Genomic DNA, 24,410 nt, shown 5'->3' on the forward strand with positions numbered 1-24,410 from the left:
ATTTGAAGAATGTCCGCTGATCAACCGACCGTTCTGGTTGTCGAGGATGAATTGGCCCAGCGCGAAGTGCTGGCCTACAACCTCGAAGCCGAAGGTTTTCGCGTGTCCAAGGCTGCCGACGGCGATGAAGCCATGTTGTTGGTCGACGAGGATTGTCCTGACATCATTGTTCTGGACTGGATGATGCCGCACCTCAGCGGTATCGAAGTCTGTCGTCGTCTGAAATCACGCCCGGATACACGGTCGATTCCGATCATCATGTTGTCCGCACGCACGGAAGAGGTCGACAAGGTGCGTGGGTTGGAAACCGGCGCAGATGACTATGTTATCAAACCTTATTCCGTCGTCGAGCTGATGGCCCGGGTGCGTACGCAGTTGCGACGGGTACGTCCTGCAACTGTTGGCCTGCGATTGGAATTTGACGATATCATACTTGATTCCGAGACACATAAGGTCAGCCGGAACAGCAAACCGCTGAAACTGGGGCCGACCGAGTTCCGTCTGCTAAGCACGTTCATGGAAAAACCGGGCCGAGTCTGGAGCCGCGAGCAGCTGCTGGACCGGGTATGGGGTCGCGACATCTATGTAGACACCCGCACAGTCGACGTTCACATCGGCCGTCTGCGCAAGGCATTGACGCAACACGGCGGCGCGGATCCCGTACGCACGGTCCGCGGCGCAGGCTACGCGCTGGGGTGATCGCAAAACCGGACAATGTGAGCGATACCTGAACTGCGACCGTCTTTTCGCGGAACACCTCGGCCGGTGTCTTCCATCCCAGACACTTTCTGGGTGTTGCGTTGAGGCGGTCGCAGATCATGTTCAATTCATGATCTGAGACCGCCGTTATGTCGCTCTTTCGAGGCAGCCATCTTCGGCTACGGCGGTTAGTGTTTTCCACGGTGCCTTTCTGCCAGGGCGAGGAGGGATCGCAGAACCAGGTCTGCGTTCCGATCTCAGCCTGCAAATGCGGCCAGCTGACGAGCTCCGTGCCGCGGTCGAAGGTGATGGGTTTGCGCGCCAGATGGGGCAGGTCGCGCACCGCTTTCATGATCTTGCCATCACCGGTTTCGTACGCTTGTTCGGGTTCTTCAACAACACCGTGAAGCGACTGACCCGTTCCACGAGAGATGTCACGTTCGATTTCCCAAGGCTCTGCTTGAACAGCATCAAATCTCCCTCCCAGTGGCCGAACTGGCGGCGGTGCGCCACATCATCCGGGCGGAACAGGATGCTGACATCACGGTGGAACTTAAGGGCCTGGCGCTTTCTGGCGCGGCGGGGCCGGCGGTACTTGCGGTGGTTTGGAAGATACCATCAGAGCTTCTGTGCCATGCCGTCCTTCGAATAGATGTAACGGTAGATAGTTTCCTGGCAAACCCGCAGCCTGGTGCCTTCATAGATCATTCGGTTGCCAATCTGTTCAGGCGTCCAACCATGCTTGAGACGTTCGACGACTTTTTTGAGCAATTGCGGGTATCGGATCAGTTTGCGCTGACGGGCACGCCGATCGGCCGCCATCAGATGGGCAGCAGCACCGTAGTAGCCGTCACATTTGGGCATGCACTCGTCGCTGAAGTAGTTCCGCTTCAACTCGCGGTGGATCGTGGCTTTCGAGCGCCTCAGAACACGCGCCATCTCACGAACAGGGACTTTCGCATGCCTCCAACGTTCGATTCTACGGCGTTCCTCAATGCTCAGTTGCGTGTAAACGGCTCTCATGTCACAATCTCCTCATTAGATAACTCATTGTTTTCTAATAGGAGTCGTACTTGAAGGTAGCGCGCACCGTTGTGATCTCAAGTTAGGTTGCGACATTTCTCCACCCTAGGTTTCTGAGTTCTTCTGCGAGCGCCGCTTACGGTGTTCGCCATCCGAGGCACTTTCTAGGCGTTCCGTTAAGGCGGTCACAAATCGCCTTCATATCGCGATTTGAGAGTACCGCGATCGGGGTATCGCGCGGCAAGTACCTTCTTGCGCGTTTGTTCAAGTTCTCAACCGATCCTTTTTGCCAGGGGGCCTGCGGATCACAGAACCAGGCACTCGTTCCAATTCCTGCTTCCAGCTTTCGCCAACCCGAGAACTCAATTCCGCGATCAAACGTAATAGACTGGCGCGCGATCTGGGGCAGGGGTTCCATTACATTCATGAGTTTCGCCATGAAGTGTTTCGAGCTGCGATCATTGTTGCGGAACAAGACTGCAAAACGGGTCTTGCGCTCGACCAAAGATGCAACGTTTGTCTTTCCGTGCTCCCGCCGGAAGATCATCAGCTCGCCTTCCCATTCACCAAATGTCTCTCGGGATTTGATGTAACTAGGCCTGTTGTGGATCGAGCGTGCCGGCGGGAACATCATACCGCGCGGGGTTCGGGCATAGCGCGGTTTTCTCTTCTTCCGCCGTTCAGGAAGGTAGCGGGCCAAAGCCTGGGATTGACCATCCGCACTGTAGACATAGGCATAAATCGTTTCGTGGCTGACAGAGACTGCATGCCCTTCAAGTTTCAGGCGGYCGGCAATCTGCTCAGGTGACCAACCTTCTTGGAGGCGATCAATCACTGCCTCTCGCAGTTCAGGAATTCGAACGAGTTTGCGTCGCCGCGCACGTCGTTCGGCTGCGGACTTCTGCGCCAGCATTCCGTAATAACCATTCAGCTGAGGAAGCTCGTCGTCCTTGAAGAAGTTGCGTTTGATCTCACGGTACACGGTCGCACGATGACGGTGTATCTGTCGGGCGATCTCAGCCACTTTGATCTTTCTAAGCAACAGGTCCTCGATTGTGCGCCGTTCGGCTAGATTTAACTCGGTTCGTTCCATAAACTGTTCTCCTGACTTTCCAGTAGGATAGAGGAAAAGTCGCTTTCCAGTTTAGAATGTGCCCGTGAGCGATACTTTGTTGCAACCAAGTTGAAATGTCACCCGGCCTGCAAAGTAGAAATGTCACTACAGGGCGCTGAGGTGAGCAAAGCCTGACAGGGCGGAGACCTCAGACATCGCAGCTCTGGCTGGCTTTGCGGGCCTCCTTGGCGCGCCGGGCGGCGAGGGAGTTCCAGCCGTCGTTGCGGCGGCCGTTGGGTTTGTAGCGGGTGCGCTGTTTGCCCGCGCGGCGTTTCTTCGGCGGGGTTTTGTCCTGCTCGGCCTTGATGTGTTCCAGCACCGCGCTCAGATGCTTGTTCTCGGTGATCGCGGCGTGCGTGACGCGCTGGTCCTTGTCGAAGACGGAGTAGGGGAGCGAGACGCCCTTCCAGCGGAACTCGAGCCGGCCGTCGGGATATTCGTAGCTGTCGACATACTTGCCGGGCAGCCCGCGCGTGATCTCGTTCTCTGCGAGGATGATCCGCTGCCGGTCGTAGGAGAACGCCAGTTGGTTGCCGACATAGCGCTCGTCACGGAAGCAAAGGACATCTGCCAGTCGGTCAGGTTCCACATTCAGCGCGCGATGCAGATCGTCCGGGCGGCGCGGGACCTTGGCGAACTTGGTGTTGTAGCGCTCGATGAATCCCGGAAGAAACGCGTTGGCCGCCTCCATGTCCGATACACCCGCAAGGCGCAGTTCTTTCACCAGCCGATCCTGAAGCGTCCGGTTGGCACGTTCGACGCGGCCTTTGGCCTGAGAACTGTTCGCGCAGAGGATCTCGATGTTCAGCTCATTCAAAGCCCTACCAAATTGGGTCATTCCGTGGCCGGACTTGGCAGCCTGGTTCGGGACGCGAAACATCGTGTGCTTGTCTGAGTAGAACGCCACTGGGCGTCCATGCGTATGTAGATAAGCCTCCAGCGCGCCGAAGTAGCTGAATGTGCTCTCGGACTTCACAAACTCCAGATGCATCAACGTGCTGGTCGCATCATCGATGAACACCAACAGGGTGCAAGCAGGCCCGCGATCCTCGAACCAGTGATGATCTGACCCGTCAATCTGGATCAGCTCACCGAAGCATTCCCGGCGCAAGCGCGGCTGGTGGAATGTGCGTCGTTGTTTGCGGGAAAGCCAGATACCAGCGTCCTGCATCCATTTGCGCAGTGTCTCGCGAGAGACCTTCAGCCCGTGATCTTCCTCAAGCTTCTCAGCAGCAAAGGTCGGCCCGAAGTCGCTGTAGTTCTCCCGGACCAACGTCACCGCGAACTCCCGTACCGCCGGATCGATCCGATTGTTCGAAGCGCGGCCGCGCGCCTTGTGTCGGATCGCCGCCGGTCCATCTGTCTGAAACTTCTTCAGAAGCCGATGAACCTGCCTGCGACTCAATCCCAAGACATTGGCTGCATTCGTGGCAGTCATCCGGCCTTGGCTCACCTGGCTCAAAACCTCGACCCGGTTCAGCTCGCGCTCGCTCATCAAAACCCATCCCATGCCCATACTCTCTGCCTGTTCTCATTGGGGCAGAGTGTGACACTTCTACTTTGCAGATGTGGGACACTTTAACTTTGCGGGTACAAACCTTAATCGCATAATCCGTATTATGGTTAAATTTAGCTTCAAAAAGCACTTCTATAATTTCTTCACTGCCTTACGATCTGAGCTTACATACTTAGATTGGAAAGACCGATGGAATTAAACGGAAAAACTGTCGTTGTTACCGGCGCTGCCCAGGGTATCGGCGAAGGATTGGCGGAACGGTTCTCAAGCGAAGGCGCGACGGTTGTCTGTTCCGATATTGATCTGACGGGTGCGCAACAGGTAGCGCGGGCTATCGGCGGCCATGCGTTGGAATGCGACGTTTCCCATGAAGACAATGTTAAAGCCTTGATTGAAACTGTCGAGGACACAATTGCGCCTATTGATCTGTTTTGCGCCAATGCCGGTATTCTGACCTTTGGCGGTTTCGAAGTACCGGACGCCGACTGGGACCGTATCTGGAAAATCAACGTGATGTCGCATGTCTGGACAGCGCGCCATCTGGTGCCGCGAATGTTGGAACGTGGTGGCGGTTATATCATGACAACAGCCTCGGCGGCCGGTTTGTTGAACCAACCTGGCGCGGCGCCATATGGGGTCACAAAACACGCGGCCATCGGGTTTGCGGAATGGCTGTCTTTGACTTACGGGCAAAAAGGCTTGCGTGTTTCTGTTCTGTGTCCTCAGGCCGTTCGATCAGAAATGACGCGCGGATTTGAGGATTCTGTGGCCTCGATTGACGGCATGTTAGAGCCTGAAGACGTGGCGCAGGCGTGCGTTGAAACCATCAGAGACGAACGTTTTCTGGTGCTTCCGCATCCTGAGGTGCTGGAATACATACGCCACAAAGCTGGCGACTATGACCGTTGGCTGGGTGGAATGCGGAAGTTAAATCAAAGGTTTATCGAAGACACATAATTCAACCCTTGGCTTTGCGCATAAGCCCTTCTTGCGCAACCGAGGCGACCAAAGTTCCGTCTTCTGTATATATTGATCCGCGGTTAAAGTTCCGCCCTCGCCCGCTCCAGGGCGAATCCATCGTGTACAGATGCCAGTTTTCAAAATGCACTGGTGCGTGGAACCAAATTGTGTGGTCAAGGCTGGCACCGTTAACTTCGCCGGTAAACCAGCTCAGCCCGTGCGGGCGCATCCCAGAGCTCATCAGGTACATATCGGACGCGTATGCCAAAAGGATATGTTGCGTCGCGGGGTCTGCATTTGCTGCGGCCCCCATGCGAAACCAGATTTGGTTACGATCATCCGATTTTTCAGGATCGAATGGATTCAGGTGGCTTGCTTCCCGAACTTCGATGGGACGCTCGCGCGTCAATTCCCCATGCAGGTCTTCCGGAACCTGATCCAGATACCTCTGCCGCAACTCGTCGCGCGAAGGGTATGACTCGGGCGGGTTAATCTGCGGCATTGCGTGGTGGTGATCCCAGCCTTCGTCCTGAATGTGGAACGAGGCCGACATGTTCAGGATTTGCTTGCCATGTTGAATCGCGACAACGCGCCTTGTCGTGAAGGACCCCCCGTCCCTTGCCCTATCTACCTGATAGATAACCGGAATTGATGGATCACCTGGGCGAATGAAATAGGCGTGAAGTGAATGGCACAGACGATCATCAACCGTTCTATATGCGGCAGCAAGGGCCTGGGCGATGACTTGCCCGCCAAAGATCCGTGTTGGTGTCTCACCACCTGATCCGGTGCCCCGAAACAAATCAATTTCAAGCCTTTCGATATTCAAAAGGTCCAGAAGAATGCGTTCTGCTTCGGTCATGTTCCGCTCTCCGGTTCTGGTTCAGGGCTTGGATAACAGCGCAATGAGGGTCATTCAATCATTGCCCCGTGAACCAAAGCCAATAGTTCCGATCGGGATGGATAAGAGTCGGACGGCGACAATTGTGTGAAGAACACTGCGGTCAGGTCGTTGACAGGATCGACCCAAAAGAACGTGGACGCCATTCCGCCCCAACTGAACTCGCCCTCAGCGCACGGGGCACATGTTCGACCGGGGTTAGTCACAATCGCACCCCCGATGCCAAACCCAATTCCTTCCATCGGTCTTTCTGCAAAACTTTTTGGACCCATTGATGCAATGTCACCCGGTAAGTGGTTGCGCAGCATGAATTCTACGGTTCTGGTCCCAAGCAGGCGTTGCCCATGGCCCTGCCCCCGGGTGCGCAGCATCTCGGCAAACTTGGAGTAATCATCTATTGTGCCGACCAGACCGCCCCCGCCAGAAAACGTCGTGGCATGCTCGAACGGGGAAAGCCCAGACTGATCTACAAGGCGCAATGTATCACTACCGAAGTCGGCGGAATTCAATGTCATCGCGCCAGACGCCAGCGGTGTGTAAAGCGATGCAAACCGATCCCCTGCCCCCGCTGGTACCGAGAAACTTGTTTCATGCATTCCAAGTGGTTCAAAGATTTCCTGATCAAAGAACTGATCCAGGGTCCGACCAGACACAACCTCGATCACACGGCCGATGACGTCAATTCCGACCGAATATTCCCACCGGGTTCCCGGTTGAAACGCCAGTGGAAGCTTTGCCAGATCACTTACCCTGTCAGCTAAAAGCCCCTGATCAGGCTTGAAAATAAGACCCTGCTCATCCATCGCTTGAGGCAGAACCCCGGGGTTGAAAGGATAACTCAGACCGCTTGTGTGGGTCAGCAACTGATGAAGCGTCGGTATCGGGGCGTGTTCTGTCTGATCCAATTGCGTGGCGCCCGGTATCAGTGCCTGCATTTCGCGAAATTCCGGAATGTATTCCGACAGCGGCGCATCCAGATGAACCAGGCCCCGCTCGACCAGCATCATCAATGCAACGGACGTCACGGGTTTGGTCATCGAATAGATGCGCGTGATTGTGTCCCTTTGAAACGGCAGGTTCCGCTCGACGCTTCTGCTGCCGCAGGCGTGAAAGAAGACCTCGGACCCTTTGTGCATCAAAAGCAGTGAACTGCCCGGGTATTTTCGTTCATCGACATACCGATGCATCCAATCGGTAACGTGATTAAACTGCTTAGGGTTGATTTTCAAAGGATTGCTCATAATCTATTAACTCTTTGGTTGTCTGTGCGGATTTTGGGCGCTTGTGCGCCGAAATGACAGAAAAATCGACTTTGAATTCCCCAATATCAGCAGCACCGGTAAGTTTTGCCCGAATGCCCTGTTACACTGTCGTGGTAACAGATTCGCTGATCATTGTTTGATACACTCTTCGGAGGAGAAACATGGCGCAACATATAGATTTTGTTTATGATTTTTGCAGTCCAAATGCATATCTGGCGCATAGGGCACTGCCAGCAATAGCCGAGAAGCATGGCCTGCGCGTCAAATATGTTCCGGTCTTGCTGTCGATTGTTTTCAAGGTAACCAACAATCAAAACCCATTTCAGGCGTTCTCTGAAAATCGCCAGAAAACCGCCTATCTTACCCACGACCTGCACCGCTTTGCCCGCGCCAGAGGGATAAGCTTTCATATGAGCCCCCATTTTCCCGTAAACACCAAATTCGCCATGCGCGGGGCGGTTTTTGCCTCGGGAAAACCGTGGGCGGCCAAATATGTCGACGCGGTATTCGATGCGATCTGGGTGCATGGCCAAAAAGTTGATGAACTTGGCGTTCTGACCGATATCTTACTGGAAAATGATCTGCCCGCGCGCAAAATGCGCGAGGCAATGACCAGTGTAGACGTCAAGCAAAAGCTCAAGGATCAGACAAAAGCCGCTGTTAAAAAAGGGGTTTTTGGCGTTCCCAGTATGTTTGCGGGCCCCGAGATGTTCTTTGGGAAAAACAGCCTTGGGAATCTGGAGCTGGAGTTGTCTCGGGCCATCTAGGTGGGTCGGCCCTCACTTGCTTTTCAAGATTGTTCAATTGCCGCCAACCCATGTTGCGCGAACATCGGAACATAGGCACCAAACACCTGCGCCCGCTTGGGATCTGATGCGTTGCCGTCCAGCGCGCGTTTATAAACGCCCTGCAGGATACCGGCCATTCTGAAGAAGTTGAAGGCCAGGTAAAAACCGAAGTTATCAATTCCGGGCAGGTCTCGCCGCTGGCAATACTGATTGATGAACGCCTGATCTGACGGCAGGCCAAGCTCTGCCCGGTCAATCCCGGCCAGTCCCCGGCCTTCTTTCCCGGTCGGCATTTGCCATTGCATGACGACAGCAGCAAGATCGGCATAGGGATGCCCGATCGTTGACAACTCCCAATCCAGCACGCCGATACAGCGGGTTCCGTCTTTTTCGAACATCATGTTGTCGATGCGATAGTCGCCATGCACAAGTGTTCTCTGCCCATCATCTGCGGGAACCGAGTTTTCCAGACTGGTGATCAGCGCGTCCATCTCAGGTATCCGGGTGGTCTCTGATGCGCGATACTGCTTTGTCCAGCGAGAGATTTGACGTTCGAAGTAATTGCCCGGCGGGCCGTAATCCGACAAGCCAACGGCGTCGATATCGACCATATGCAACTCGGCCAGCACTCGGTTCATCTCACTCAGAACGTTTGTGCGGACCTCATTTGTTTCCTCTTCCATGGTCGGTTCCAGAAATGTGCGACCGTCGAGGCGTTCCATGACGTAAAAGTCCGAGCCGATGATGCTGTCATCCTGACACAACAGATACATTTCCGGCACAGGCACATTGCTGCCGGCAAGCGCGGTTTGGACCCTGAACTCACGATCCACCGCATGGGCGGATTTCAGCAGAACGCCAGGTGGTTTTCGACGCAGAACATAAGATTTCTCGGGCGTCTTCAGCTCATACGTTGGGTTGGATTGACCGACCGTGAACTTGCGCGCCTCCAAAGGCCCCCGGTACCCCGGAAGGTTCGCGTCAAGGTATGCACCGACGGTCTTTAGATCCAGATTAGTATTATCATTCATAAGGTTGCTCCGCGCCCTGCACCTAGTGAGTCTCGCCAAAGATATCTCCGGCCGTGACCACATTCAGACCGCCTGAAACAGGAATTACCGCCCCCGTAACATAGCTGCCGCCGCGACCGCACAGAAACAGCAGGCAACCGGCAATATCCTCGTCCCGGCCAACGCGCTTTAACGGGACCGATTTGCCAACTTTATCACGGTTATCTGCATCTGCCGTTGCAAACGCGGTCATGCGCGACACGAACGGCCCAGGTGCCAAAGCATTGACCGTGATGTGGTGCCGCGAAAACTCCTTGGCCATGATTTTGGTAAGATGCAAAACGGCGGCTTTAGATGCGGAATAGCTGTAGGCGCCGTCACCCATCGGCACCTCGCCCATCACCGAGCCGACATTGACCACACGGGCCGGATCGTTGGGCGTGCCTGATTTCTTGAGCATTGGCAGCAGCTTTTGGGTCAGATCAAACAGGCCCGCGACATTGACGGACATGACCCTGTCCCAGGCGTCATACGGAAATTCTCCCATCGAGGCACCCCAGGACACCCCGGCGTTATTCATAAGGATATCAAGGCGGTCGGTGCGACTTTGAACCTCGGACGCCAGAGCCTCAATCCCTTCTTTGGTGCTGACATCGCCGCCGAACCCTTCGGCGTGCCCGGGCGCGCCCAAAGCGTTCAGTTCAGCCGCGACTGCCTCGCACGCGTCCCCCTTGCGCGAGGCGATCAGTACGCGCGCACCTGCCCAGATCAGCGCCTCTGCGGCCATGCGGCCAATGCCGGTGGCTCCTCCGGTCACAACTGCGGTCTTTCCCTGCAATGAGAATAGCGTTTCAGGGGTCATGGTCTGCTCCTCGGTGTTTTGGATTGGCGCGTGAACATCTGGGATGCCAGCGAAATGTCTGTCAGTCACAAGATTTGCATCCCGCTGTTTTCTTGACAACACCTGCTGCTGTGCCAAAGCTCCTCCTGATTGAATAACAAGGACAACAGGGCCAATATGCAAGCTTTACTCAGCGTCGCCCCGGGCGGGCCGGAAACACTGGAACTGACCGCCCTGCCCGATCCTGTTCCGGGAAAAGGCGAGATTTTGGTTGCGGTTAAGGCCGCCGGGGTCAATTTTCCGGATACTTTGATGATTCAGGACTTGTATCAAATCAAGCCACCCCGTCCGTTTGCCCCGGGCGGCGAAATCGCGGGTGAAGTCACGGCAATCGGTGAAGGTGTCAGTGGATTTGAAATCGGCGACCGGGTGCTGGCGCTGACGGGTCATGGTGGCTTTGCCACGCATCTGGCGATCAAGGCGGCAACTGCCGTCAAATTCCCCAATACGATGCCGTTCGAAGACGCAGCGTGTTTCATCTTTACATATGGAACGTCCTACCACGCGCTCAAGGATCGCGCGGCGATTCAATCGGGGGAAACCTTGCTGATCCTTGGGGCCGCCGGAGGGGTCGGAACAGCAGCCATCGAACTGGCCAAGACCAAGGGCGCCCGTGTGATTGCCGCCGTTTCCACGCCCGAGAAGGCCGATTTTTGCCGCCAGATCGGTGCTGACGACACCATTGTTTACACGCGGGACATGGATAAGGCCGGTCAAAAGGCATTTTCCGCGGAAATCAAGGCTTTGGCTGGCGGTGAAGGCGTGGATATCGTGTACGATGCGGTTGGCGGGTCCTATGCTGAACCCGCGCTGCGCAGTACGGCATGGAACGGCCGGTATCTGGTCGTTGGTTTCCCCGCCGGTATCCCCAAGATTCCGCTGAACCTACCTTTGCTCAAGGGCTGTCAGATCGTAGGTGTTTTTTGGGGTGCATCGGTGTTTCGCGATCCTGCGGGGCACGCAAAAAATATCAGTGAATTGTTCGGGTTATACGCCAAAGGTAAGATCAAACCTCAGATCAGCAAGACCTTTTCGCTTGCCCAAGCAGCTCAGGCTCTGACCCATCTTGCGGACCGCTCAGCACTTGGAAAAATCGTGGTGACAATGGACGACGGTTAAGCCATTCGCACAGTGAAACCAAGCGTGCCTGATCGGTGCCGTCACGACGTAAGCACTTTGGCTGGTGGACATCCTCACCAATTCGTGTTTATGAACTTGTTATGGGAATTGTGAAGTAATGCAAAAAGCTTTGATTTTGAACGGCCCAAACCTGAACCTTTTGGGTACACGGCAACCCGAGGTTTACGGCAGCACCACACTGAAGATGGTCGAGGATCTGTGCCTGAATCACGGCAAGTCCATCGGGCTTGAAGTGGCTTGCTTTCAATCCAACCACGAAGGTGCGCTGATAGACGCCATTCATGCGGCCAAAGGGGTTCAGGACGGAATAGTTCTGAACGCTGGGGCCTATACTCATACTTCGATCGCGTTGATGGATGCGATCGCCTCGGTCGAGCTTCCGGTTGTCGAGGTTCATCTGTCCAACATCCACGCACGTGAGGAGTTCCGACATACTTCTTACATAGCGCACGTTGCGGTCGGGCAGATTTGCGGTTTTGGTGCCCAAGGGTATGTGCTGGCTCTGGACGCGCTGACCGCGCATTTGAAGGACCGAGTGTCTGAATGAAGCTGGACGCGTATCTTCATTTCCTTAGCTACGCAAAGACGTTGGAGGAGCTTTGGGATGCGCATTGCCGCCAGATGGCGGAATATGGTTTTGACCGGCTTTTATACGGATTTACCCAGTATCGGACAGAAACATCGTTGGGTGATCCCGAGGATTTCGTGATCCTGACCAATCACGGCAAAGCATATCTGGATGGTTTTCTACGCGACGGGCTGTATTTCCATGCTCCGATGTTGAAATGGGCGCTTCAGAACGAAGGCGCGGCCAGCTGGAAAATTGCGCAGGACTTGATGTCAGGTGGCACCTTGACCCCGCAAGAACGCCGGGTCATCGAATTCAACCGGGCAAAAGGCGTAGTCGCGGGTTATACGGTCAGTTTCAATTCGGTGTCGATGCGATCCAAGGGGGCAATTTCCCTTTCTGCCAGCGACACGCACACGCAGGACGATATCGACGCGATCTGGTCCGAGCATGGTGATGACATCTTGCTGATGAACAATGTGGCCCACCTGAAGATCCTTACCCTGCCCTATAATGCGCCGAACCGGGCCTTGACCAAACGACAGCGCGAGGCGCTGCAATGGGTCGGCGACGGAAAGACAACGCAGGACATCGCCTTGTTGATGGGCCTTACGTCTGCGACCGTGGAAAAGCACCTGAGGTTAGCCCGAGAGTCGCTGGCCGTGGAAACTACCGCACAAGCGGTATTGAAGGCATCTTTGCAAAATCAGATGTTCGTAATGGAAGCCTGACCTTGTGGGATTTTTGACGCCGAACTGCGTCAATTTACCCTAGGTAAGGAAATCATGACTTTTCAAATCCGGGTGCAAGGTTGCAAAGTGATAGTGTTCCGTGAGTGGTGGCTTTAGCCAGGGAACATGTGGTCAGAACTTTGCAATACCAAAGCTCTCTGACCGATCTAGCACTGGGGCGTTTATTTATCCGCGTACCTTTGTTGGAATCGTTGGGGGGCCTCGACCATCCCCATTTTGCGGGGCCCCTCAACTTCTATCCGCGCATATTTGGCAACGAAAAAACCGGCTACGCGTGGCGTAACCGGTTTGAAATCATTCGGATCAGAGGCCCCTTTGGGGCCTCTTCCGTAGAACTTAGCCCTGAGCGGCCTTGGCAACTTCGGCTGCGAAGTCTTCTTTTTCGACCACGATACCTTCGCCAACTTCCAAGCGGACGAAGCCGGTGATGGTTGCGCCCGCTTCTTTAGCGGCTGCTTCGACGGTCAGGTCGGGGTTCACAACAAACGCCTGATTCAGCAGGGTCGCTTCAGCCACGAATTTCTTCATACGGCCAACGATCATCTTTTCGATCACCTGCTCCGGCTTGCCGGATTCGCGGGCGATGTCCATCTGAACCTGCTTTTCTTTTTCAACAACCGCCGGGTCCATGTCGGCTTCGGACAGGGCTGCCGGGTTCACAGCTGCGATGTGCATTGCAATCTGCTTGCCGATGGTTTCGTCACCACCCGACAAAGCAACCAGAACACCGATTTTGCCCATACCGTTGGTGGCCGCGTTGTGGACATAGGACACAACGATGTCGCCTGACAGTTTGGACATGCGGCGCACCGACATGTTTTCACCGATGGTTGCGATCTTGTCGGTCAGCGTGTCTGCAACAGACTTGCCACCCAGATCAGCCGCAAGCAGAGCTTCGATATCATCGACGCCTTCGGCTGCATATGCGATTTTGCCGACCATTTCCTGGAATTCGGCGTTCTTACCGACAAAGTCGGTTTCCGAGTTCACTTCGACAGCAACACCATTGCCGCCGTTGACGTGCACTGCAACCAGACCTTCTGCTGCGGTACGGCCCGATTTCTTGGCCGCCTTGGCCAGACCTTTGGTACGCAGCCAGTCAACGGCTTCATCCATGTTGCCACCGGTTTCGGTCAGCGCCTTTTTTGCGTCCATCATGCCTGCGCCGGTTGTGTCGCGCAGTTCTTTCACCATTGCTGCTGTGATTGCCATCTTTGGCTCTCCTCAATTCAAACGGAATTGGGGCAGGTCATACCCTGCCCCACATGTCATTTACGTGACGGGCAGCTTACGCTTCGGCTTTGACTTCCGGCGCGGCTTCTGCGGGTGCTTCTTCTGCAACAACTTCTTCAACCGGCGCTTCTTCGAAGGCACCCAGGTCAACGCCTGCTGCACCCATCTGTGCGGTCATGCCGTCCAGCGCGGCGCGTGCAACCAGATCACAGTACAGCGCGATTGCGCGGGCTGCGTCATCGTTGCCGGGGATGATGTAATCCACACCATCAGGCGAGCAGTTGGTGTCGACAATAGCCACAACCGGGATACCCAGCTTGTTGGCTTCGGCGATGGCCAGCGCTTCTTTTTTGACGTCGATGACGAACAGCAGGTCAGGAACGCCGCCCATCTCGCGGATACCGCCCAGCGATGCCTGCAGTTTGGTCTGGTCACGCTCCATGCCCAGACGCTCTTTCTTGGTCAGGCCTTCGGCGCCGGTTTCCATCGCTTCGTCGATCTGGTTCAGACGGTTGATCGACTGGGAAACGGTTTTCCAGTTGGTCAGTGTGCCGCCCAGCCAACGATGGTTCATGTAGTACTGAGCCGACTTTTCAGCGGCGTCTGCGATCGGCTGTGCAGCCTGACGCTTGGTGCCAACGAACAGAACCCGGCCACCTTTAGCAACAGTGTCACGAACAGCCTGCAGCGCTTGATCCAGCATCGGAACGGTCTGGGTCAGGTCCATGATGTGGATGCCATTGCGCGAGCCGTAGATGAACGGGCCCATGCGGGGATTCCAACGCTGTGTCTGGTGACCAAAGTGAACGCCAGCTTCCAGCAGCTGACGCATGGTGAACTCGGGAAGAGCCATGCTATTTTCCTTTTCCGGTTTACGCCTCGGCGGGGGTGAAAGAAGCGGATGCTCCAACCGGCGGGCCAGATAAGGATGTCTCCCCTACAAAGCCCAAACCCCGCCTGCGGGTTTGAATGGCGCGCGTATACGGCAGGATTTGCAGCAGCGCAAGGGGTTTTGCCCCTTATTTTTCAAGCCGCGCCAGCGCATGGGCGTGGCGCACGGCCTGTTCGCAATGTGCAGCCAGCGCTTTGCGGTTTTCAAAATCACTGACTTTGGCCGGGGTATGGTAAATCAGTTCGACCACACCCTGCCTGCGCGCGCCCAATGTCTTTAGAAGATGCGTGCCAAAGTCCATGTCGCCCCACCAGCCATAGAATCTGTCCGGCTGCCCTTTAGGGGCGTGATAGATCACCGAGACCGGCTGAACAGACATGAAATCCCGCAGTTCATCAGCAAAGAACGCCGCAAACAGTGTTGTTTTAAAAGGTAAAACCTGCAATCCGTCGGTTGATGTCCCTTCGGGGAAGAACAACAGCTTATGCCCGGTTTTCAACCGTTCCTGAAACATCAGGGTTTGCTCGCGTGCCTTCTTGGGGTTGCGTTCGATGAACATTGTGCCGGTCGCGCGGGCCAGCCAGCCGATGCCCGGCCAGCTTGCTACTTCGGCCTTGGATACGAAATAGATGCGCTTGCGGGAATTCAGCGCAAAAATATCCAGCCACGAGGTATGGTTCGCCACCACTGCCCCGTGTTGTTGCATCAATGTGCCCGATGTGCGGAATTTCATCCCCAGAATACGAAAGGCATTTCGGCAAACAAACTGCGTGATGAACGGCGTGATTGGCCGGCGCACACCATAAAGTGGCTGTTCGATCAGCCGAACGGCCAGCAGAACGATCAGACCGCCGAATACCAGAATGGCCAGTGGCAGGCCGCGCAGGACAACCAGTATCCAGCCGAGAAATCCCAGGTTGATCGGGTCCGGTGCGTTATCGCTGTGCCATGAGGGTGTATTCACCTGTTCAGGCTCCGCCATAAATGCGCCGTTGGCGGTCGTTCATGCGTGTCGTGTCGAGGATCAGGCAGACGTCCGTAGTATTGAACGTATGGTCGATAAACGCCCCCTCGCCTACGAAGCCGCCCAGACGCAGGTAAGCTTTGATCAGCGCAGGCACCTGCACCATCGCGGCGCGACGCTCCAGAGCTTCGGGCGCGACCAGATCCATCGATTCAAACACATCCGGTTGCGCGCGCACACGCAGATCCGGGGGGGCAAGGTGGTTGTGATGCAGCATCGACAAAGGCTGTGCCAGGTCCCGCACATTTGTACCGTGAAAACTGGCCACTCCGAACAGCACCTCGATTTGGCGTTCGATGACATAGGCCGCCAATCCGTTCCACAGGTGATACATGGCCATGCCGCCCCGAAAATCGGGATGCAGGCAGGATCGGCCAAGTTCCAGCAGCTTGCGATTGCTCTGTTTCAGCACAGTCAAATCATATTCGTCTTCCGAATAAAACTGTCCTAATTCTGCCGCACGTTCACCGGGTAACAGCCTGTAAACGCCCACAACTTCTCCACTCAGGTCATCAATCGCCAGCATGTGATCAAAGTGCTGATCGAACTTGTCCTGTTCAAGCCCGGCGTCATGGTCGACCATCTCACCGCCGCCGCCCAATTCGCGCACAAATACGTCATAGCGCAACCGCTGAGCCGCGCGCAGCTCGGCCTCGGTCTCGGCAAGTTTGACAGTAAAGGAAGGGCCTGCGTCCGGCATTGATGGTTCCGTTCTTGTTTGCGCGCTGATACCGCAGTTTTCGGGGGGATGGCAACATAGGCGGATTTGCGGATGCGTTAACCATTCCTAAACCAGTTTCACGGATCAAAGACCGGCATCAGGGCGATGTGTGTTCCGTCAATCACCACTTTCCCCTGCTCGCGAAAGTTAACGGTGACTTTGCCCCCGATGTTGGACTGAACCTGTCCAACGCCCCATTCGGGGAAATCGGGGTGGCGGACATACATGCCCGGTGCAAGAATGGCATTAAGGTCTGTCATGCAAGGGCTCCGGTCCGACGGCAGATGCAGCAGGAGGTACGCATGAGCGACACCAACGTCAACCTGGCCGAATTGATCGGCTCGCGGATCTGTCACGATCTGATCAGCCCGATCGGGGCAATCACCAATGGGCTGGAGCTGTTGGAGATGGTTGGCGCGGTCCAGGGCCCCGAGATGGAACTGATTTCTGGCAGTGTCGGCAGCGCCGGGGCGCGGATCCGGTTTTTCCGTGTGGCCTTCGGCTCGGCCGGTGATCAGCCGCTGGGGCGGGCTGAGGTGACTGAACTGCTGAATGACGTCGAACGTGCAGGCCGCGTGCGCCTGAACTGGCACCTGACCGAGGCGGTGCCGCGCAATCAGGTCAAATTGGCCTTTCTGGCCATGATGTGCTGCGAAAGCGCAATGCCGTTCGGCGGCGATGTCACCATCGAAAACACCGGCGACAGCTGGACGGTCAGCGGGATGGCCGACAAGTTGAACCTGGACAACGATCTTTGGAAAAACCTGCCATCGGGGCGTTTTGCCAACAGCGTAAAGCCCGCGCAGGTGCAATTCGCCCTGCTGCCGGAAACGGCGGCGTCGATGGGGCGGCGGATTGCGGCGGAAACCACCTCAACCCGCGTTGTGATCCGATTTTAAGACCGGGTCGTCCCGTTTCCGCGCACAAGATACTTGAAGCTGGTCAGCTGCGCCGCCCCCACCGGGCCGCGCGCATGCATCTTGCCCGTGGCGATACCGATCTCAGCCCCCATGCCGAATTCACCACCATCGGCGAATTGGGTCGAGGCATTGTGCATCAGGATCGCACTGTCCAGCCGTTCAAAGAACCGGTCGGTGGCATCTGCATCCTCGGTCATGATGCAGTCGGTATGATTTGACCCATACTGACGGATATGCGCGATGGCCGCGTCGATATCTGCAACCGGTTTGGCAGCAATGATGCTGTCGAGAAATTCCTTGCCCCAATCCTCTTCGGTGGCCGCTACGGTCCCGTCGATGGCCAGAGAACCCTCGGCGTGAACCTCGACGCCTGTGGCTTGCAACGCTGCGATGATGTCCCGCCCCAGCGTTTCGGCCACGTCCTGATGGACCAGCAGGCATTCGGCGGCACCGCAGATTCCGGTGCGGCGGGTTTTGGCGTTCAACACCACTTCGAGCGTCTTCTGCGGATCGGCGGATTTGTCGACATAGATATGGACGATGCCCTCCAGATGCGCGAACACCGGCACGCGGGCCTCGCGTTGTACAAGACCGACCAATCCTTTGCCGCCACGGGGCACGATGACGTCGACATAATCGGTCATCGTCAGCAGTTCCTGAACCGCCGCGCGATCGCGTGTGGGCACCAGTTGAATAGCATCTTCAGACAGGTTCGCGGCCTTCAGCCCTTCGACCAGACAGGCATGAATAGCCCCCGAAGAATGAAAGCTTTCGGACCCGCCACGCAGGATCACCGCATTGCCGGCCATCAGGCATAGCGCGCCAGCGTCCGATGTCACATTTGGGCGACTTTCGTAGATCACCCCGATCACACCCAAAGGCGTGCGCACCCGTTGGATATTCAGGCCCGAGGGCATGTCCCATTCCGTCAGCACTTCGCCCACCGGATCGGTCTGATCGGCGACTGTGCGCAGACCGTCAACCATGCCCTGAATGCGCGCTTCATCCAACATCAGACGGTCCATCATCGCGGGGCTCAGGCCCTTGTCGCGGCCAAACTCCAGATCTTTCTGGTTGGCTTCGATGATGGTCGCACGGTTCGCCCAGACAGCGTCAGCGGCTGCGATCAGCGCGGCGTGCTTACGCTCGGCACTGGCAAAGGCCAGATCGGCCGAGGCCGCCTTGGCGCGTTTTCCAAGATCGGCCATCAGGGTGGGAATGCTGTCGAAATCCTTCATCTCATGTGCCTTTCAGTCTGTCAGTTCAGTTTTAACATCACGCATTTACAGCGCCAAATCGTCCCGGTGGATCAATACGGCTCGCCCCGGGTAACCGAGCGTCGCCTCGATCTCTGACGATTTGCGGCCTTTGATCGCATCAGCCTCTTGCGCGGTATAGCGGCTGAGGCCCTGCGCCAAACGCCGGGCGGTCGGGTCCAGAATGGCCACCGGATCGCCGCGACCGAAATCTCCGGTGACCTCGACAATCCCGGCGGGCAGCAGGCTTTTGCCATTGCCAAGCGCCCGTGCCGCGCCCGCGTCCACAACAATTTCGCCGCGCGGCTTCATCGCCGAAATCCAGCGTTTGCGCGCCGCATGTGGGTCAAGCGTGGCAGAGAACCAGGTGCAGTTCGCGCCATTTTCAAGCGCTTTCAAGGGGTTCAGAGGCGAACCTTCGGTGATCGCCATATCGCACCCCGCTGCCGTTGCCATCTTGGCCGCCAGCAGTTTGGTTTTCATTCCGCCCTTGGACAGACCCGATCCGGCATCGCCTGCCATCTCTTCGATCTCGGGGGTGATGTCCTTGATCACGTCGTACCGTGTTGCCGAGGCATCTTCGTTCGGGTTGCCAGTATAGAACCCATCCACATCCGACAGCAAGATCAGCTGATCCGCGCCCACGGTGACGGCGATCTGTGCGGCCAGACGGTCGTTATCCCCGTACCGGATCTCATCCGTGGCCACCGTATCATTTTCATTGACGATCGGCACAACGCCCAAGCTAAGCAGCGTTTCCAACGTCGCGCGCGAATTCAGATAGCGGCGGCGGTCTTCACTGTCCTCAAGGGTTACCAGAACCTGCGCGGTGGTGATTTTATGCGGGGTCAACGCCTCCTCGTAGGCACGGGCCAGCCGGATCTGACCGACTGCGGCAGCAGCCTGTGATTGTTCGAGCGGCAAATCCGCCATCGGCAGGCCCAACACACCGCGCCCCAACGCGATGGAACCAGAGGAAACCAGGATCACACCCGTGCCCTGCGCCTTGAGCCAGGCCACATCCTGTGCCAGCGAAACCAGCCAATCGGAACGCAACAGACCGGTGTCACGATCCACCAGCAAGGCAGACCCAATTTTGACAACCAGTCGTTTGGCCGAAGTCAGGGTTGCCAAGTCTTCGTCTCCTCAACGGGCTTTTGGCGTAGGCGGTTTTCGTCAATTTGCGCACGCAAGGCACGCAGAACGTCGGTCACCCCAAGATGGGCAACACCGGACATGGTCATGACAGGGCCGCCGACGGCTTCTTCCAACTCGGACTTGGCCAGATCGCGTTCCTCGTCATCAAGCGCATCGATCTTGTTCAGCACCGTGATGCGGGGCTTTTCGGCCAGCTCACCGCCATAGGCTTCAAGCTCGTGAATGATAGTCCGATAGTCTTCGGCCACGGTCTCGGACGTCCCGTCAACCAAATGTAACAAGACGGCACAGCGTTCGACATGGCCCAGGAAACGGTCGCCGATGCCGCGCCCTTCGTGGGCGCCTTCGATCAGGCCGGGAATATCGGCTACCACGAATTCCACATTGTCGACACCAACAACACCCAGATTGGGGTGTAGTGTCGTGAAAGGATAATCGGCGATTTTTGGGCGTGCATTGGACGTGGCGGCCAGAAAGGTCGATTTTCCGGCATTGGGCATACCCAAAAGGCCCACATCGGCGATCAACTTCAACCGCAACCAAATGGTGCGATCAATGCATCCCTGCCCTGGATTGGCTCGGCGCGGTGCCTGGTTGGTGGCCGATTTGAAATGCAGGTTGCCAAAGCCGCCATTGCCGCCTTTGGCCAGCAAGACCCGCTCTCCGACTTCAGTCAGGTCACAGATGACGGTTTCTTCGTCTTCATCCAGAATCTGGGTGCCGACCGGAACACGCAGGATGATGTCATCGCCATCCTTACCGGTGCGTTGCTGACCGCGACCGGGCTGACCGTTTTTGGCAAAGAAATGCTGCTGGTAACGGAAATCAATAAGCGTATTCAGCCCGTCGACCACTTCGGCCCAGACAGAACCGCCTTTACCGCCGTCACCGCCATCGGGACCGCCGTATTCAATGTATTTTTCGCGCCGAAAGCTGACGCACCCGCCACCGCCGGCCCCGGACCGGATGTAGACCTTTGCAAGATCGAGAAATTTCATGACTGTCCCCTAATGCAAAGGCCCCATCGGCCACAAGTCAGAGTTTTTTACTGTATGTCCAGGTAGGCACGTTTGCATCACGCGCCACCGAATAGCTTTCGGCATCACCAAGGTATTCAAACCCGCAATGGGTCAGAACCCGGGCCGAGGCCGGATTGTCCTGAAACACGCTGGCGAACATGTTGGCGTTCTCCAGCGGGTTGGCGTTGACCAACGCCTCGACTGCCATTGATGCGATGCCGGTGTTCCAATAGATCGGCGCGACCCAATAGCCGACCTCGGACTGGTTGCGGTCCAACCGTACCAACGAGATAACACCAATCAGCTCGGGCCCACCGTCCTTGGTGGCGTCCATGACCCAGACGTCCTCATCACGATCCTCGGCCATTGACCGGGTGATGAACGCTTCGGTCGCGCCCGGTGCCAGCGGATGCGCAATGCTTGTTGTCATACGCGCCACGCGCTCATCGCCTGCATAATGCTCAATGAGACCCAAATCCGACCGACGCAGCGGGCGCAGGTCGAACCGCTCGGTTTCGATGACCGGCTGGTTTATTATTGCCTCAAGTTTCATGGGTGCGTTCCTCCTCCGAACAACACAGTAAATATGAACGCAACAGTGAAACTGACTAACGTCCCCATCAGATATTTTCGGGCCCGCCGATCTTCAACCACCGGCACAATCCTGCCTTGGTCAAAGGTCGGATTGTTGCTTGATGTGACGGTCATCGGGGCATTCGATCAAAATTGCGTTAAAACGAGAAAGGGGACCGGCTTATCTGCCGGTCCCCCAAGAATTTTCAAACCTTATGGGTTTCGGCTTACTCTGCGGCCTCCGCCACTGGCAGGACCGAAATAAAGGTGCGGTTCTTGAGTCCCTTGTGGAACTTCACGGCGCCATCTGTGGTTGCAAAGATGGTGTGATCTTTGCCAATGCCTACGCCTTCGCCCGGCCAAAACTTGGTGCCGCGCTGACGTACGATGATGTTGCCTGCGATGGCAGCCTGACCACCATACAGTTTCACGCCAAGGCGGCGACCTGCTGAGTCGCGACCATTACGGGAGGAACCGCCAGCTTTTTTATGTGCCATTCTCTCTCTCCTTAGCCTTTAGCCAACTCTTTGGCCTGCTCAACCCATTCGGGTTTCACTTTGACCGTTTCGATAGCAGCAATCTGTTCGTCCGACAAGGCGGCCAGAGCGGCAAAGCTCTCGATACCGGCCTCATTCAGCTTTTTGGCGGCGGCGGGACCTACACCAGTCAGCGCGGTCAGATCGTCTGCAGCAACTGCCGGTGCTTCTGCTTTCGCAGCCGCTTTCTTGGCCGGTTTCGCCGCAGGAGCAGCTTCGCCAGCCGGAGCCGAGCCGGTTGCAACCTTGACACCAGACTTGTCAGCGCCCGACGCCAGAATGTCGGTGATCTTGACCAGGGTCAGCTTTTGACGGTGGCCAACAGTACGCTTCGAGCTGTGCTTACGACGGCGCTTGACGAACTTGATGACCTTGTCACCTTTGATCTGTTCGATCACTTCGGCCTGAACGCCCGCACCTGCGACAAACGGCGCGCCAACAACCGGTGCGTCACCGCCCAGCATCAGAACGTCGTTGAATTGAATTGTTTCACCTGCATCGGCAGCCAGCTTTTCAACGCGGAGGATATCACCCGCCTGAACCTTGTACTGCTTGCCGCCAGTCTTGAGGACCGCAAACATGCGTCTTTCCTTTATCTAACCCGCGTTCTGTGGTCCCCATTTGGGCGTTTGCGGCTTTCGCCACCTCGAACAGCGCGCCCTTTTCGGGCTGTGTGACGACCCCGGGAAACATCCCTTTGGGTCAATAAAAATGAGACCCGGCACAGAAAATCCGGCCGGGATGCGCGCTTATCAACAGATTGCCACCGAAAGTCAACACGAAATACAGGCCTAAAGGTCTGATCCGCTGAGAACGCCGGAAACCGCTTGCCCCAGCTTGAAATACATCTGGTCATACATGCTATCGAAGCTTTCGAATAACGCCTGATTGACTGCCTGACCGGCTTCGGTGCGGGAAAACGCGATATTTTCACGCATCTGCGCGTCACTCAGCGGGTGATAGGCCAACAACAAGAAGGAATACAACCAGATCTCGGCCTCATCCCTGACGCTGTCTTTTTCTGACAGTAATTGGGCCAGCAACTCTCCCTCGTCCAGATTGGTGTCGTTGCCCAGTCCACGGAAAAAATTGAAGTCGGCGCTCAGCGAATTTTGCACATTCAGTTCGATCAGATCGTTGACCTGAATGTATTCATCAACCAGCTTGAAATGCGGGGTGTCCCGGCGGCTCTCCAAATAGCGTTCTTGCGCCATGTCTCGGATGGTTTCATCTGAGATGGCCTGCCGGGCCGAATTCTCAAGCGAGACCAATGTCTGCCCAAGATCGCTTTCGAAAAACATGATGGCGCGATCCAGTTCACTGTCCGTCAGGTTTTGAGCAATCGTTTCCGTAATCAGATCATGCATCCAAAGCGGCTCGAATATCTCGTCAACTTGCGCCTGGAACAGGGCACCACCTGCGTTTCCCAACAGTGTTTCATCCAGTTCTTTCCCCTGCACCTGCCCTTCCTGCCGCAGGGTATCGACGACCTGCCGCAGGTGCATCGCCGACATCAGACGGTCGATCTTGTCCGCGGCCATCGACGGCCCGACCCAGCACACGACAATCAGAAGGGCGGCAGTAAGGCGCATCAGATATCCTGAGCCGGGTGAAGATCGGCCATGCGGGCCGCCAGAACCTCAAATTTCATCGCCATGATCTCATACTGAATTGCGTTCAAAAGCTCATAAACCTCTTGCATCAGCGGCTGCTCAAGGGCTTGGGCATAAGCAATGACATCGTCGTCGGAAAAATCCTGATAGGTATAGGCGGCGCTGGCCAAGGCTGACAGTTGCAGGGTCTGCCGCATCCCGGCTTCGTTCCGCCGCATCACTTCACGCAGTTCATCCGCGTTCATCTGCAATTCGATCACGCCCGATGCGCTGGCCGCCAAAAGAAATCGCAATTGGATTTCTTGTAAGGCCCGCAAAGAGGTTCCGCTGGCGTCGATTGCGCGATTCATCCGCTTCAGGCCTTCAACCCGCAGCGAGCCTTTCTGAATCAGATCCGCGACGATCTCTTGGCCCTGCTGCTGCTTTGCATCATCGTCCTTAGCCATGTGCGACGCGTTTTCCGCCTGAACCAACCGCTGACCAAGATCCGAGGCATAGAATTCCACAGCATGGGTCAGCGCCTCGTCGCTAAGCGTTTGCTCAAGGATCGACACAGCGGTTTCATGCATGTCTTCGGTGTCGAACACTTCTTCGGTCAACCGCGTCCAGTCCGACCCAAACTCGTCAGCGTCGATTCCCAACATCTGTGGCGCGGAACCCGAGGCAAGCGCGATGCTCTCCAACGCGACATCAAACCCGGTTGTGGTCAAAAAAGCCTCGACCCGTTCACGCCCGGCGGCCGAGGATGGCTGGGGCAGCAACAATAGCGCTACAAACAACAGGGAAAACGGCAAGATGATACGATGTGTAAGATTTGTCATATCCAGAAGC

26 protein-coding genes and 1 pseudogene are annotated in these 24,410 nt (G+C 56.3%); 7 read left to right on the top strand and 20 right to left on the bottom strand.

All coding sequences use genetic code 11. The features are described from left to right. Positions 1-9: 9 nt before the first annotated feature. Positions 10-699 carry a phosphate regulon transcriptional regulator PhoB gene (phoB, locus tag JT51_RS00750; protein ID WP_037306824.1) on the top strand — a complete coding sequence of 230 codons (690 nt, stop codon included), beginning with the start codon at positions 10-12 and terminating at the stop codon, positions 697-699. Between the two features lie 43 nt (positions 700-742). Here the strand turns inward: phoB and JT51_RS00755 are convergent. The 3 genes and pseudogenes from JT51_RS00755 to JT51_RS00765 all read right to left on the bottom strand — a co-directional run. Then, positions 743-1,722: pseudogene (locus tag JT51_RS00755) on the bottom strand (IS30 family transposase); the annotation flags it as partial. Positions 1,723-1,858: 136 nt separating this feature from the next. After that, complete coding sequence (locus tag JT51_RS00760) at positions 1,859-2,815, bottom strand: IS30 family transposase (RefSeq protein WP_037306826.1); 957 nt, start codon at positions 2,813-2,815, stop codon at positions 1,859-1,861. Between the two features lie 169 nt (positions 2,816-2,984). Then, the gene (locus tag JT51_RS00765; protein ID WP_037309183.1) at positions 2,985-4,346 is read right to left on the bottom strand and encodes an ISNCY family transposase; all 1,362 of its coding nucleotides are present in this window, start codon (positions 4,344-4,346) and stop codon (positions 2,985-2,987) included. A 195-nt stretch (positions 4,347-4,541) separates the two neighbouring features. On the opposite strand from JT51_RS00765, the gene JT51_RS00770 reads away from it, so the two are divergent. Then, positions 4,542-5,309 (top strand): SDR family oxidoreductase, encoded by a 768-nt coding sequence (locus JT51_RS00770; protein WP_037306828.1) that lies wholly within the window; start codon positions 4,542-4,544, stop codon positions 5,307-5,309. 1 nt (position 5,310) lies between these two features. Here the strand turns inward: JT51_RS00770 and JT51_RS00775 are convergent, their stop codons facing one another. Both JT51_RS00775 and JT51_RS00780 read right to left on the bottom strand, forming a co-directional pair. Beyond that, on the bottom strand, positions 5,311-6,174 hold the full coding sequence (locus JT51_RS00775) for an acyl-CoA thioesterase (RefSeq protein WP_037306829.1): 864 nt from the start codon (positions 6,172-6,174) through the stop codon (positions 5,311-5,313). Between the two features lie 50 nt (positions 6,175-6,224). After that, the gene (locus JT51_RS00780; RefSeq protein WP_081894575.1) at positions 6,225-7,454 is read right to left on the bottom strand and encodes a serine hydrolase domain-containing protein; all 1,230 of its coding nucleotides are present in this window, start codon (positions 7,452-7,454) and stop codon (positions 6,225-6,227) included. 182 nt (positions 7,455-7,636) lie between these two features. Between JT51_RS00780 and JT51_RS00785 the strand changes: the two genes are divergently transcribed. Continuing rightward, positions 7,637-8,242, top strand: a complete 606-nt coding sequence (locus JT51_RS00785; protein ID WP_037306831.1) for a 2-hydroxychromene-2-carboxylate isomerase — start codon at positions 7,637-7,639, stop codon at positions 8,240-8,242. 23 nt (positions 8,243-8,265) lie between these two features. Here the strand turns inward: JT51_RS00785 and JT51_RS00790 are convergent, their stop codons facing one another. Together JT51_RS00790 and JT51_RS00795 are read right to left on the bottom strand one after the other, a co-directional pair. Continuing rightward, positions 8,266-9,294 (bottom strand): phosphotransferase family protein, encoded by a 1,029-nt coding sequence (locus JT51_RS00790; RefSeq protein WP_037306833.1) that lies wholly within the window; start codon positions 9,292-9,294, stop codon positions 8,266-8,268. A 22-nt stretch (positions 9,295-9,316) separates the two neighbouring features. Beyond that, positions 9,317-10,135 (bottom strand): SDR family oxidoreductase, encoded by an 819-nt coding sequence (locus tag JT51_RS00795; protein ID WP_037309188.1) that lies wholly within the window; start codon positions 10,133-10,135, stop codon positions 9,317-9,319. 156 nt (positions 10,136-10,291) lie between these two features. On the opposite strand from JT51_RS00795, the gene JT51_RS00800 reads away from it, so the two are divergent. The 3 genes from JT51_RS00800 (at position 10,292) to JT51_RS00810 (ending at position 12,613) form a co-directional block, all read left to right on the top strand. Then, positions 10,292-11,293, top strand: a complete 1,002-nt coding sequence (locus tag JT51_RS00800; RefSeq protein WP_037306835.1) for an NADPH:quinone oxidoreductase family protein — start codon at positions 10,292-10,294, stop codon at positions 11,291-11,293. 118 nt (positions 11,294-11,411) lie between these two features. Next, positions 11,412-11,861 carry a type II 3-dehydroquinate dehydratase gene (gene aroQ, locus JT51_RS00805; protein WP_037306837.1) on the top strand — a complete coding sequence of 150 codons (450 nt, stop codon included), beginning with the start codon at positions 11,412-11,414 and terminating at the stop codon, positions 11,859-11,861. Continuing rightward, positions 11,858-12,613: an autoinducer binding domain-containing protein gene (locus JT51_RS00810; RefSeq protein WP_037306839.1), complete on the top strand. Its 756-nt coding sequence runs from the start codon at positions 11,858-11,860 to the stop codon at positions 12,611-12,613. The genes aroQ and JT51_RS00810 overlap by 4 nt, the downstream gene beginning before the upstream one ends. A 357-nt stretch (positions 12,614-12,970) precedes the next feature. Here the strand turns inward: JT51_RS00810 and tsf are convergent, their stop codons facing one another. The 5 genes from tsf to JT51_RS00835 all read right to left on the bottom strand — a co-directional run bounded on the left by tsf (position 12,971) and on the right by JT51_RS00835 (position 16,764). Next, positions 12,971-13,846, bottom strand: coding sequence for a translation elongation factor Ts (gene tsf / locus JT51_RS00815; protein ID WP_037306841.1), 876 nt, complete (start codon positions 13,844-13,846; stop codon positions 12,971-12,973). Positions 13,847-13,922: 76 nt separating this feature from the next. Continuing rightward, positions 13,923-14,720: a 30S ribosomal protein S2 gene (gene rpsB, locus JT51_RS00820; protein WP_037306844.1), complete on the bottom strand. Its 798-nt coding sequence runs from the start codon at positions 14,718-14,720 to the stop codon at positions 13,923-13,925. A 166-nt stretch (positions 14,721-14,886) separates the two neighbouring features. Further along, positions 14,887-15,741 carry a lysophospholipid acyltransferase family protein gene (locus JT51_RS00825; RefSeq protein ID WP_037306846.1) on the bottom strand — a complete coding sequence of 285 codons (855 nt, stop codon included), beginning with the start codon at positions 15,739-15,741 and terminating at the stop codon, positions 14,887-14,889. Further along, on the bottom strand, positions 15,728-16,483 hold the full coding sequence (locus JT51_RS00830; RefSeq protein WP_037306848.1) for a GNAT family N-acetyltransferase: 756 nt from the start codon (positions 16,481-16,483) through the stop codon (positions 15,728-15,730). Before JT51_RS00830 ends, JT51_RS00825 begins: the two co-directional genes overlap by 14 nt. Positions 16,484-16,581: 98 nt before the next feature. Next, positions 16,582-16,764: a DUF3553 domain-containing protein gene (locus JT51_RS00835; protein WP_037306850.1), complete on the bottom strand. Its 183-nt coding sequence runs from the start codon at positions 16,762-16,764 to the stop codon at positions 16,582-16,584. A gap of 42 nt (positions 16,765-16,806) precedes the next feature. Here JT51_RS00835 and JT51_RS00840 point away from each other — a divergent pair, with 42 nt between their 5' ends. After that, positions 16,807-17,403, top strand: a complete 597-nt coding sequence (locus JT51_RS00840; RefSeq protein WP_037309191.1) for a histidine phosphotransferase family protein — start codon at positions 16,807-16,809, stop codon at positions 17,401-17,403. On the opposite strand, the gene JT51_RS00845 is transcribed toward JT51_RS00840, so the two are convergent. The 8 genes from JT51_RS00845 to JT51_RS00880 all read right to left on the bottom strand — a co-directional run bounded on the left by JT51_RS00845 (position 17,400) and on the right by JT51_RS00880 (position 24,400). Then, positions 17,400-18,662, bottom strand: a complete 1,263-nt coding sequence (locus tag JT51_RS00845; protein WP_037306852.1) for a glutamate-5-semialdehyde dehydrogenase — start codon at positions 18,660-18,662, stop codon at positions 17,400-17,402. The genes JT51_RS00840 and JT51_RS00845 overlap by 4 nt on opposite strands. A 45-nt stretch (positions 18,663-18,707) precedes the next feature. Further along, complete coding sequence (gene proB / locus JT51_RS00850) at positions 18,708-19,814, bottom strand: glutamate 5-kinase (RefSeq protein WP_037306854.1); 1,107 nt, start codon at positions 19,812-19,814, stop codon at positions 18,708-18,710. Beyond that, positions 19,802-20,836, bottom strand: a complete 1,035-nt coding sequence (gene obgE, locus JT51_RS00855) for a GTPase ObgE (protein WP_037306857.1) — start codon at positions 20,834-20,836, stop codon at positions 19,802-19,804. Before obgE ends, proB begins: the two co-directional genes overlap by 13 nt. A gap of 37 nt (positions 20,837-20,873) precedes the next feature. Beyond that, positions 20,874-21,410 (bottom strand): GNAT family N-acetyltransferase, encoded by a 537-nt coding sequence (locus JT51_RS00860; RefSeq protein ID WP_037306859.1) that lies wholly within the window; start codon positions 21,408-21,410, stop codon positions 20,874-20,876. 247 nt (positions 21,411-21,657) lie between these two features. Then, the gene (gene rpmA, locus JT51_RS00865; protein WP_037306861.1) at positions 21,658-21,927 is read right to left on the bottom strand and encodes a 50S ribosomal protein L27; all 270 of its coding nucleotides are present in this window, start codon (positions 21,925-21,927) and stop codon (positions 21,658-21,660) included. Between the two features lie 11 nt (positions 21,928-21,938). Then, positions 21,939-22,547: a 50S ribosomal protein L21 gene (locus JT51_RS00870; protein ID WP_037306863.1), complete on the bottom strand. Its 609-nt coding sequence runs from the start codon at positions 22,545-22,547 to the stop codon at positions 21,939-21,941. Positions 22,548-22,757: 210 nt separating this feature from the next. After that, positions 22,758-23,558 carry a DUF2059 domain-containing protein gene (locus JT51_RS00875; protein WP_037306865.1) on the bottom strand — a complete coding sequence of 267 codons (801 nt, stop codon included), beginning with the start codon at positions 23,556-23,558 and terminating at the stop codon, positions 22,758-22,760. Continuing rightward, complete coding sequence (locus tag JT51_RS00880; RefSeq protein WP_037306867.1) at positions 23,558-24,400, bottom strand: DUF2059 domain-containing protein; 843 nt, start codon at positions 24,398-24,400, stop codon at positions 23,558-23,560. Before JT51_RS00880 ends, JT51_RS00875 begins: the two co-directional genes overlap by 1 nt. Between the last annotated feature and the right edge of the window lie 10 nt (positions 24,401-24,410).

The sequence above is a fragment of the Ruegeria halocynthiae genome (assembly GCF_000743705.1).
GTDB classification, from domain to species: Bacteria; Pseudomonadota; Alphaproteobacteria; order Rhodobacterales; family Rhodobacteraceae; genus Ruegeria; species Ruegeria halocynthiae_B.

Excerpts from the sequence above, each read along its gene's own strand:
- JT51_RS00845 (WP_037306852.1), bottom strand. The coding sequence starts at position 18,662 with ATGAAGGATTTCGACAGCATTCCCACCCTGATGGCCGATCTTGGAAAA.
- JT51_RS00840 (WP_037309191.1), top strand. The coding sequence starts at position 16,807 with ATGAGCGACACCAACGTCAACCTGGCCGAATTGATCGGCTCGCGGATC.
- JT51_RS00825 (WP_037306846.1), bottom strand. The coding sequence starts at position 15,741 with ATGGCGGAGCCTGAACAGGTGAATACACCCTCATGGCACAGCGATAAC.
- rpsB (WP_037306844.1), bottom strand. The coding sequence starts at position 14,720 with ATGGCTCTTCCCGAGTTCACCATGCGTCAGCTGCTGGAAGCTGGCGTT.
- JT51_RS00830 (WP_037306848.1), bottom strand. The coding sequence starts at position 16,483 with ATGCCGGACGCAGGCCCTTCCTTTACTGTCAAACTTGCCGAGACCGAG.
- JT51_RS00775 (WP_037306829.1), bottom strand. The coding sequence starts at position 6,174 with ATGACCGAAGCAGAACGCATTCTTCTGGACCTTTTGAATATCGAAAGG.
- rpmA (WP_037306861.1), bottom strand. The coding sequence starts at position 21,927 with ATGGCACATAAAAAAGCTGGCGGTTCCTCCCGTAATGGTCGCGACTCA.
- tsf (WP_037306841.1), bottom strand. The coding sequence starts at position 13,846 with ATGGCAATCACAGCAGCAATGGTGAAAGAACTGCGCGACACAACCGGC.
- JT51_RS00770 (WP_037306828.1), top strand. The coding sequence starts at position 4,542 with ATGGAATTAAACGGAAAAACTGTCGTTGTTACCGGCGCTGCCCAGGGT.
- JT51_RS00765 (WP_037309183.1), bottom strand. The coding sequence starts at position 4,346 with ATGGGATGGGTTTTGATGAGCGAGCGCGAGCTGAACCGGGTCGAGGTT.
- JT51_RS00800 (WP_037306835.1), top strand. The coding sequence starts at position 10,292 with ATGCAAGCTTTACTCAGCGTCGCCCCGGGCGGGCCGGAAACACTGGAA.
- JT51_RS00795 (WP_037309188.1), bottom strand. The coding sequence starts at position 10,135 with ATGACCCCTGAAACGCTATTCTCATTGCAGGGAAAGACCGCAGTTGTG.
- JT51_RS00835 (WP_037306850.1), bottom strand. The coding sequence starts at position 16,764 with ATGACAGACCTTAATGCCATTCTTGCACCGGGCATGTATGTCCGCCAC.
- phoB (WP_037306824.1), top strand. The coding sequence starts at position 10 with ATGTCCGCTGATCAACCGACCGTTCTGGTTGTCGAGGATGAATTGGCC.
- JT51_RS00875 (WP_037306865.1), bottom strand. The coding sequence starts at position 23,558 with ATGCGCCTTACTGCCGCCCTTCTGATTGTCGTGTGCTGGGTCGGGCCG.
- JT51_RS00785 (WP_037306831.1), top strand. The coding sequence starts at position 7,637 with ATGGCGCAACATATAGATTTTGTTTATGATTTTTGCAGTCCAAATGCA.
- JT51_RS00790 (WP_037306833.1), bottom strand. The coding sequence starts at position 9,294 with ATGAATGATAATACTAATCTGGATCTAAAGACCGTCGGTGCATACCTT.
- obgE (WP_037306857.1), bottom strand. The coding sequence starts at position 20,836 with ATGAAATTTCTCGATCTTGCAAAGGTCTACATCCGGTCCGGGGCCGGC.
- JT51_RS00860 (WP_037306859.1), bottom strand. The coding sequence starts at position 21,410 with ATGAAACTTGAGGCAATAATAAACCAGCCGGTCATCGAAACCGAGCGG.
- JT51_RS00870 (WP_037306863.1), bottom strand. The coding sequence starts at position 22,547 with ATGTTTGCGGTCCTCAAGACTGGCGGCAAGCAGTACAAGGTTCAGGCG.
- aroQ (WP_037306837.1), top strand. The coding sequence starts at position 11,412 with ATGCAAAAAGCTTTGATTTTGAACGGCCCAAACCTGAACCTTTTGGGT.
- JT51_RS00780 (WP_081894575.1), bottom strand. The coding sequence starts at position 7,454 with ATGAGCAATCCTTTGAAAATCAACCCTAAGCAGTTTAATCACGTTACC.
- JT51_RS00810 (WP_037306839.1), top strand. The coding sequence starts at position 11,858 with ATGAAGCTGGACGCGTATCTTCATTTCCTTAGCTACGCAAAGACGTTG.
- JT51_RS00880 (WP_037306867.1), bottom strand. The coding sequence starts at position 24,400 with ATGACAAATCTTACACATCGTATCATCTTGCCGTTTTCCCTGTTGTTT.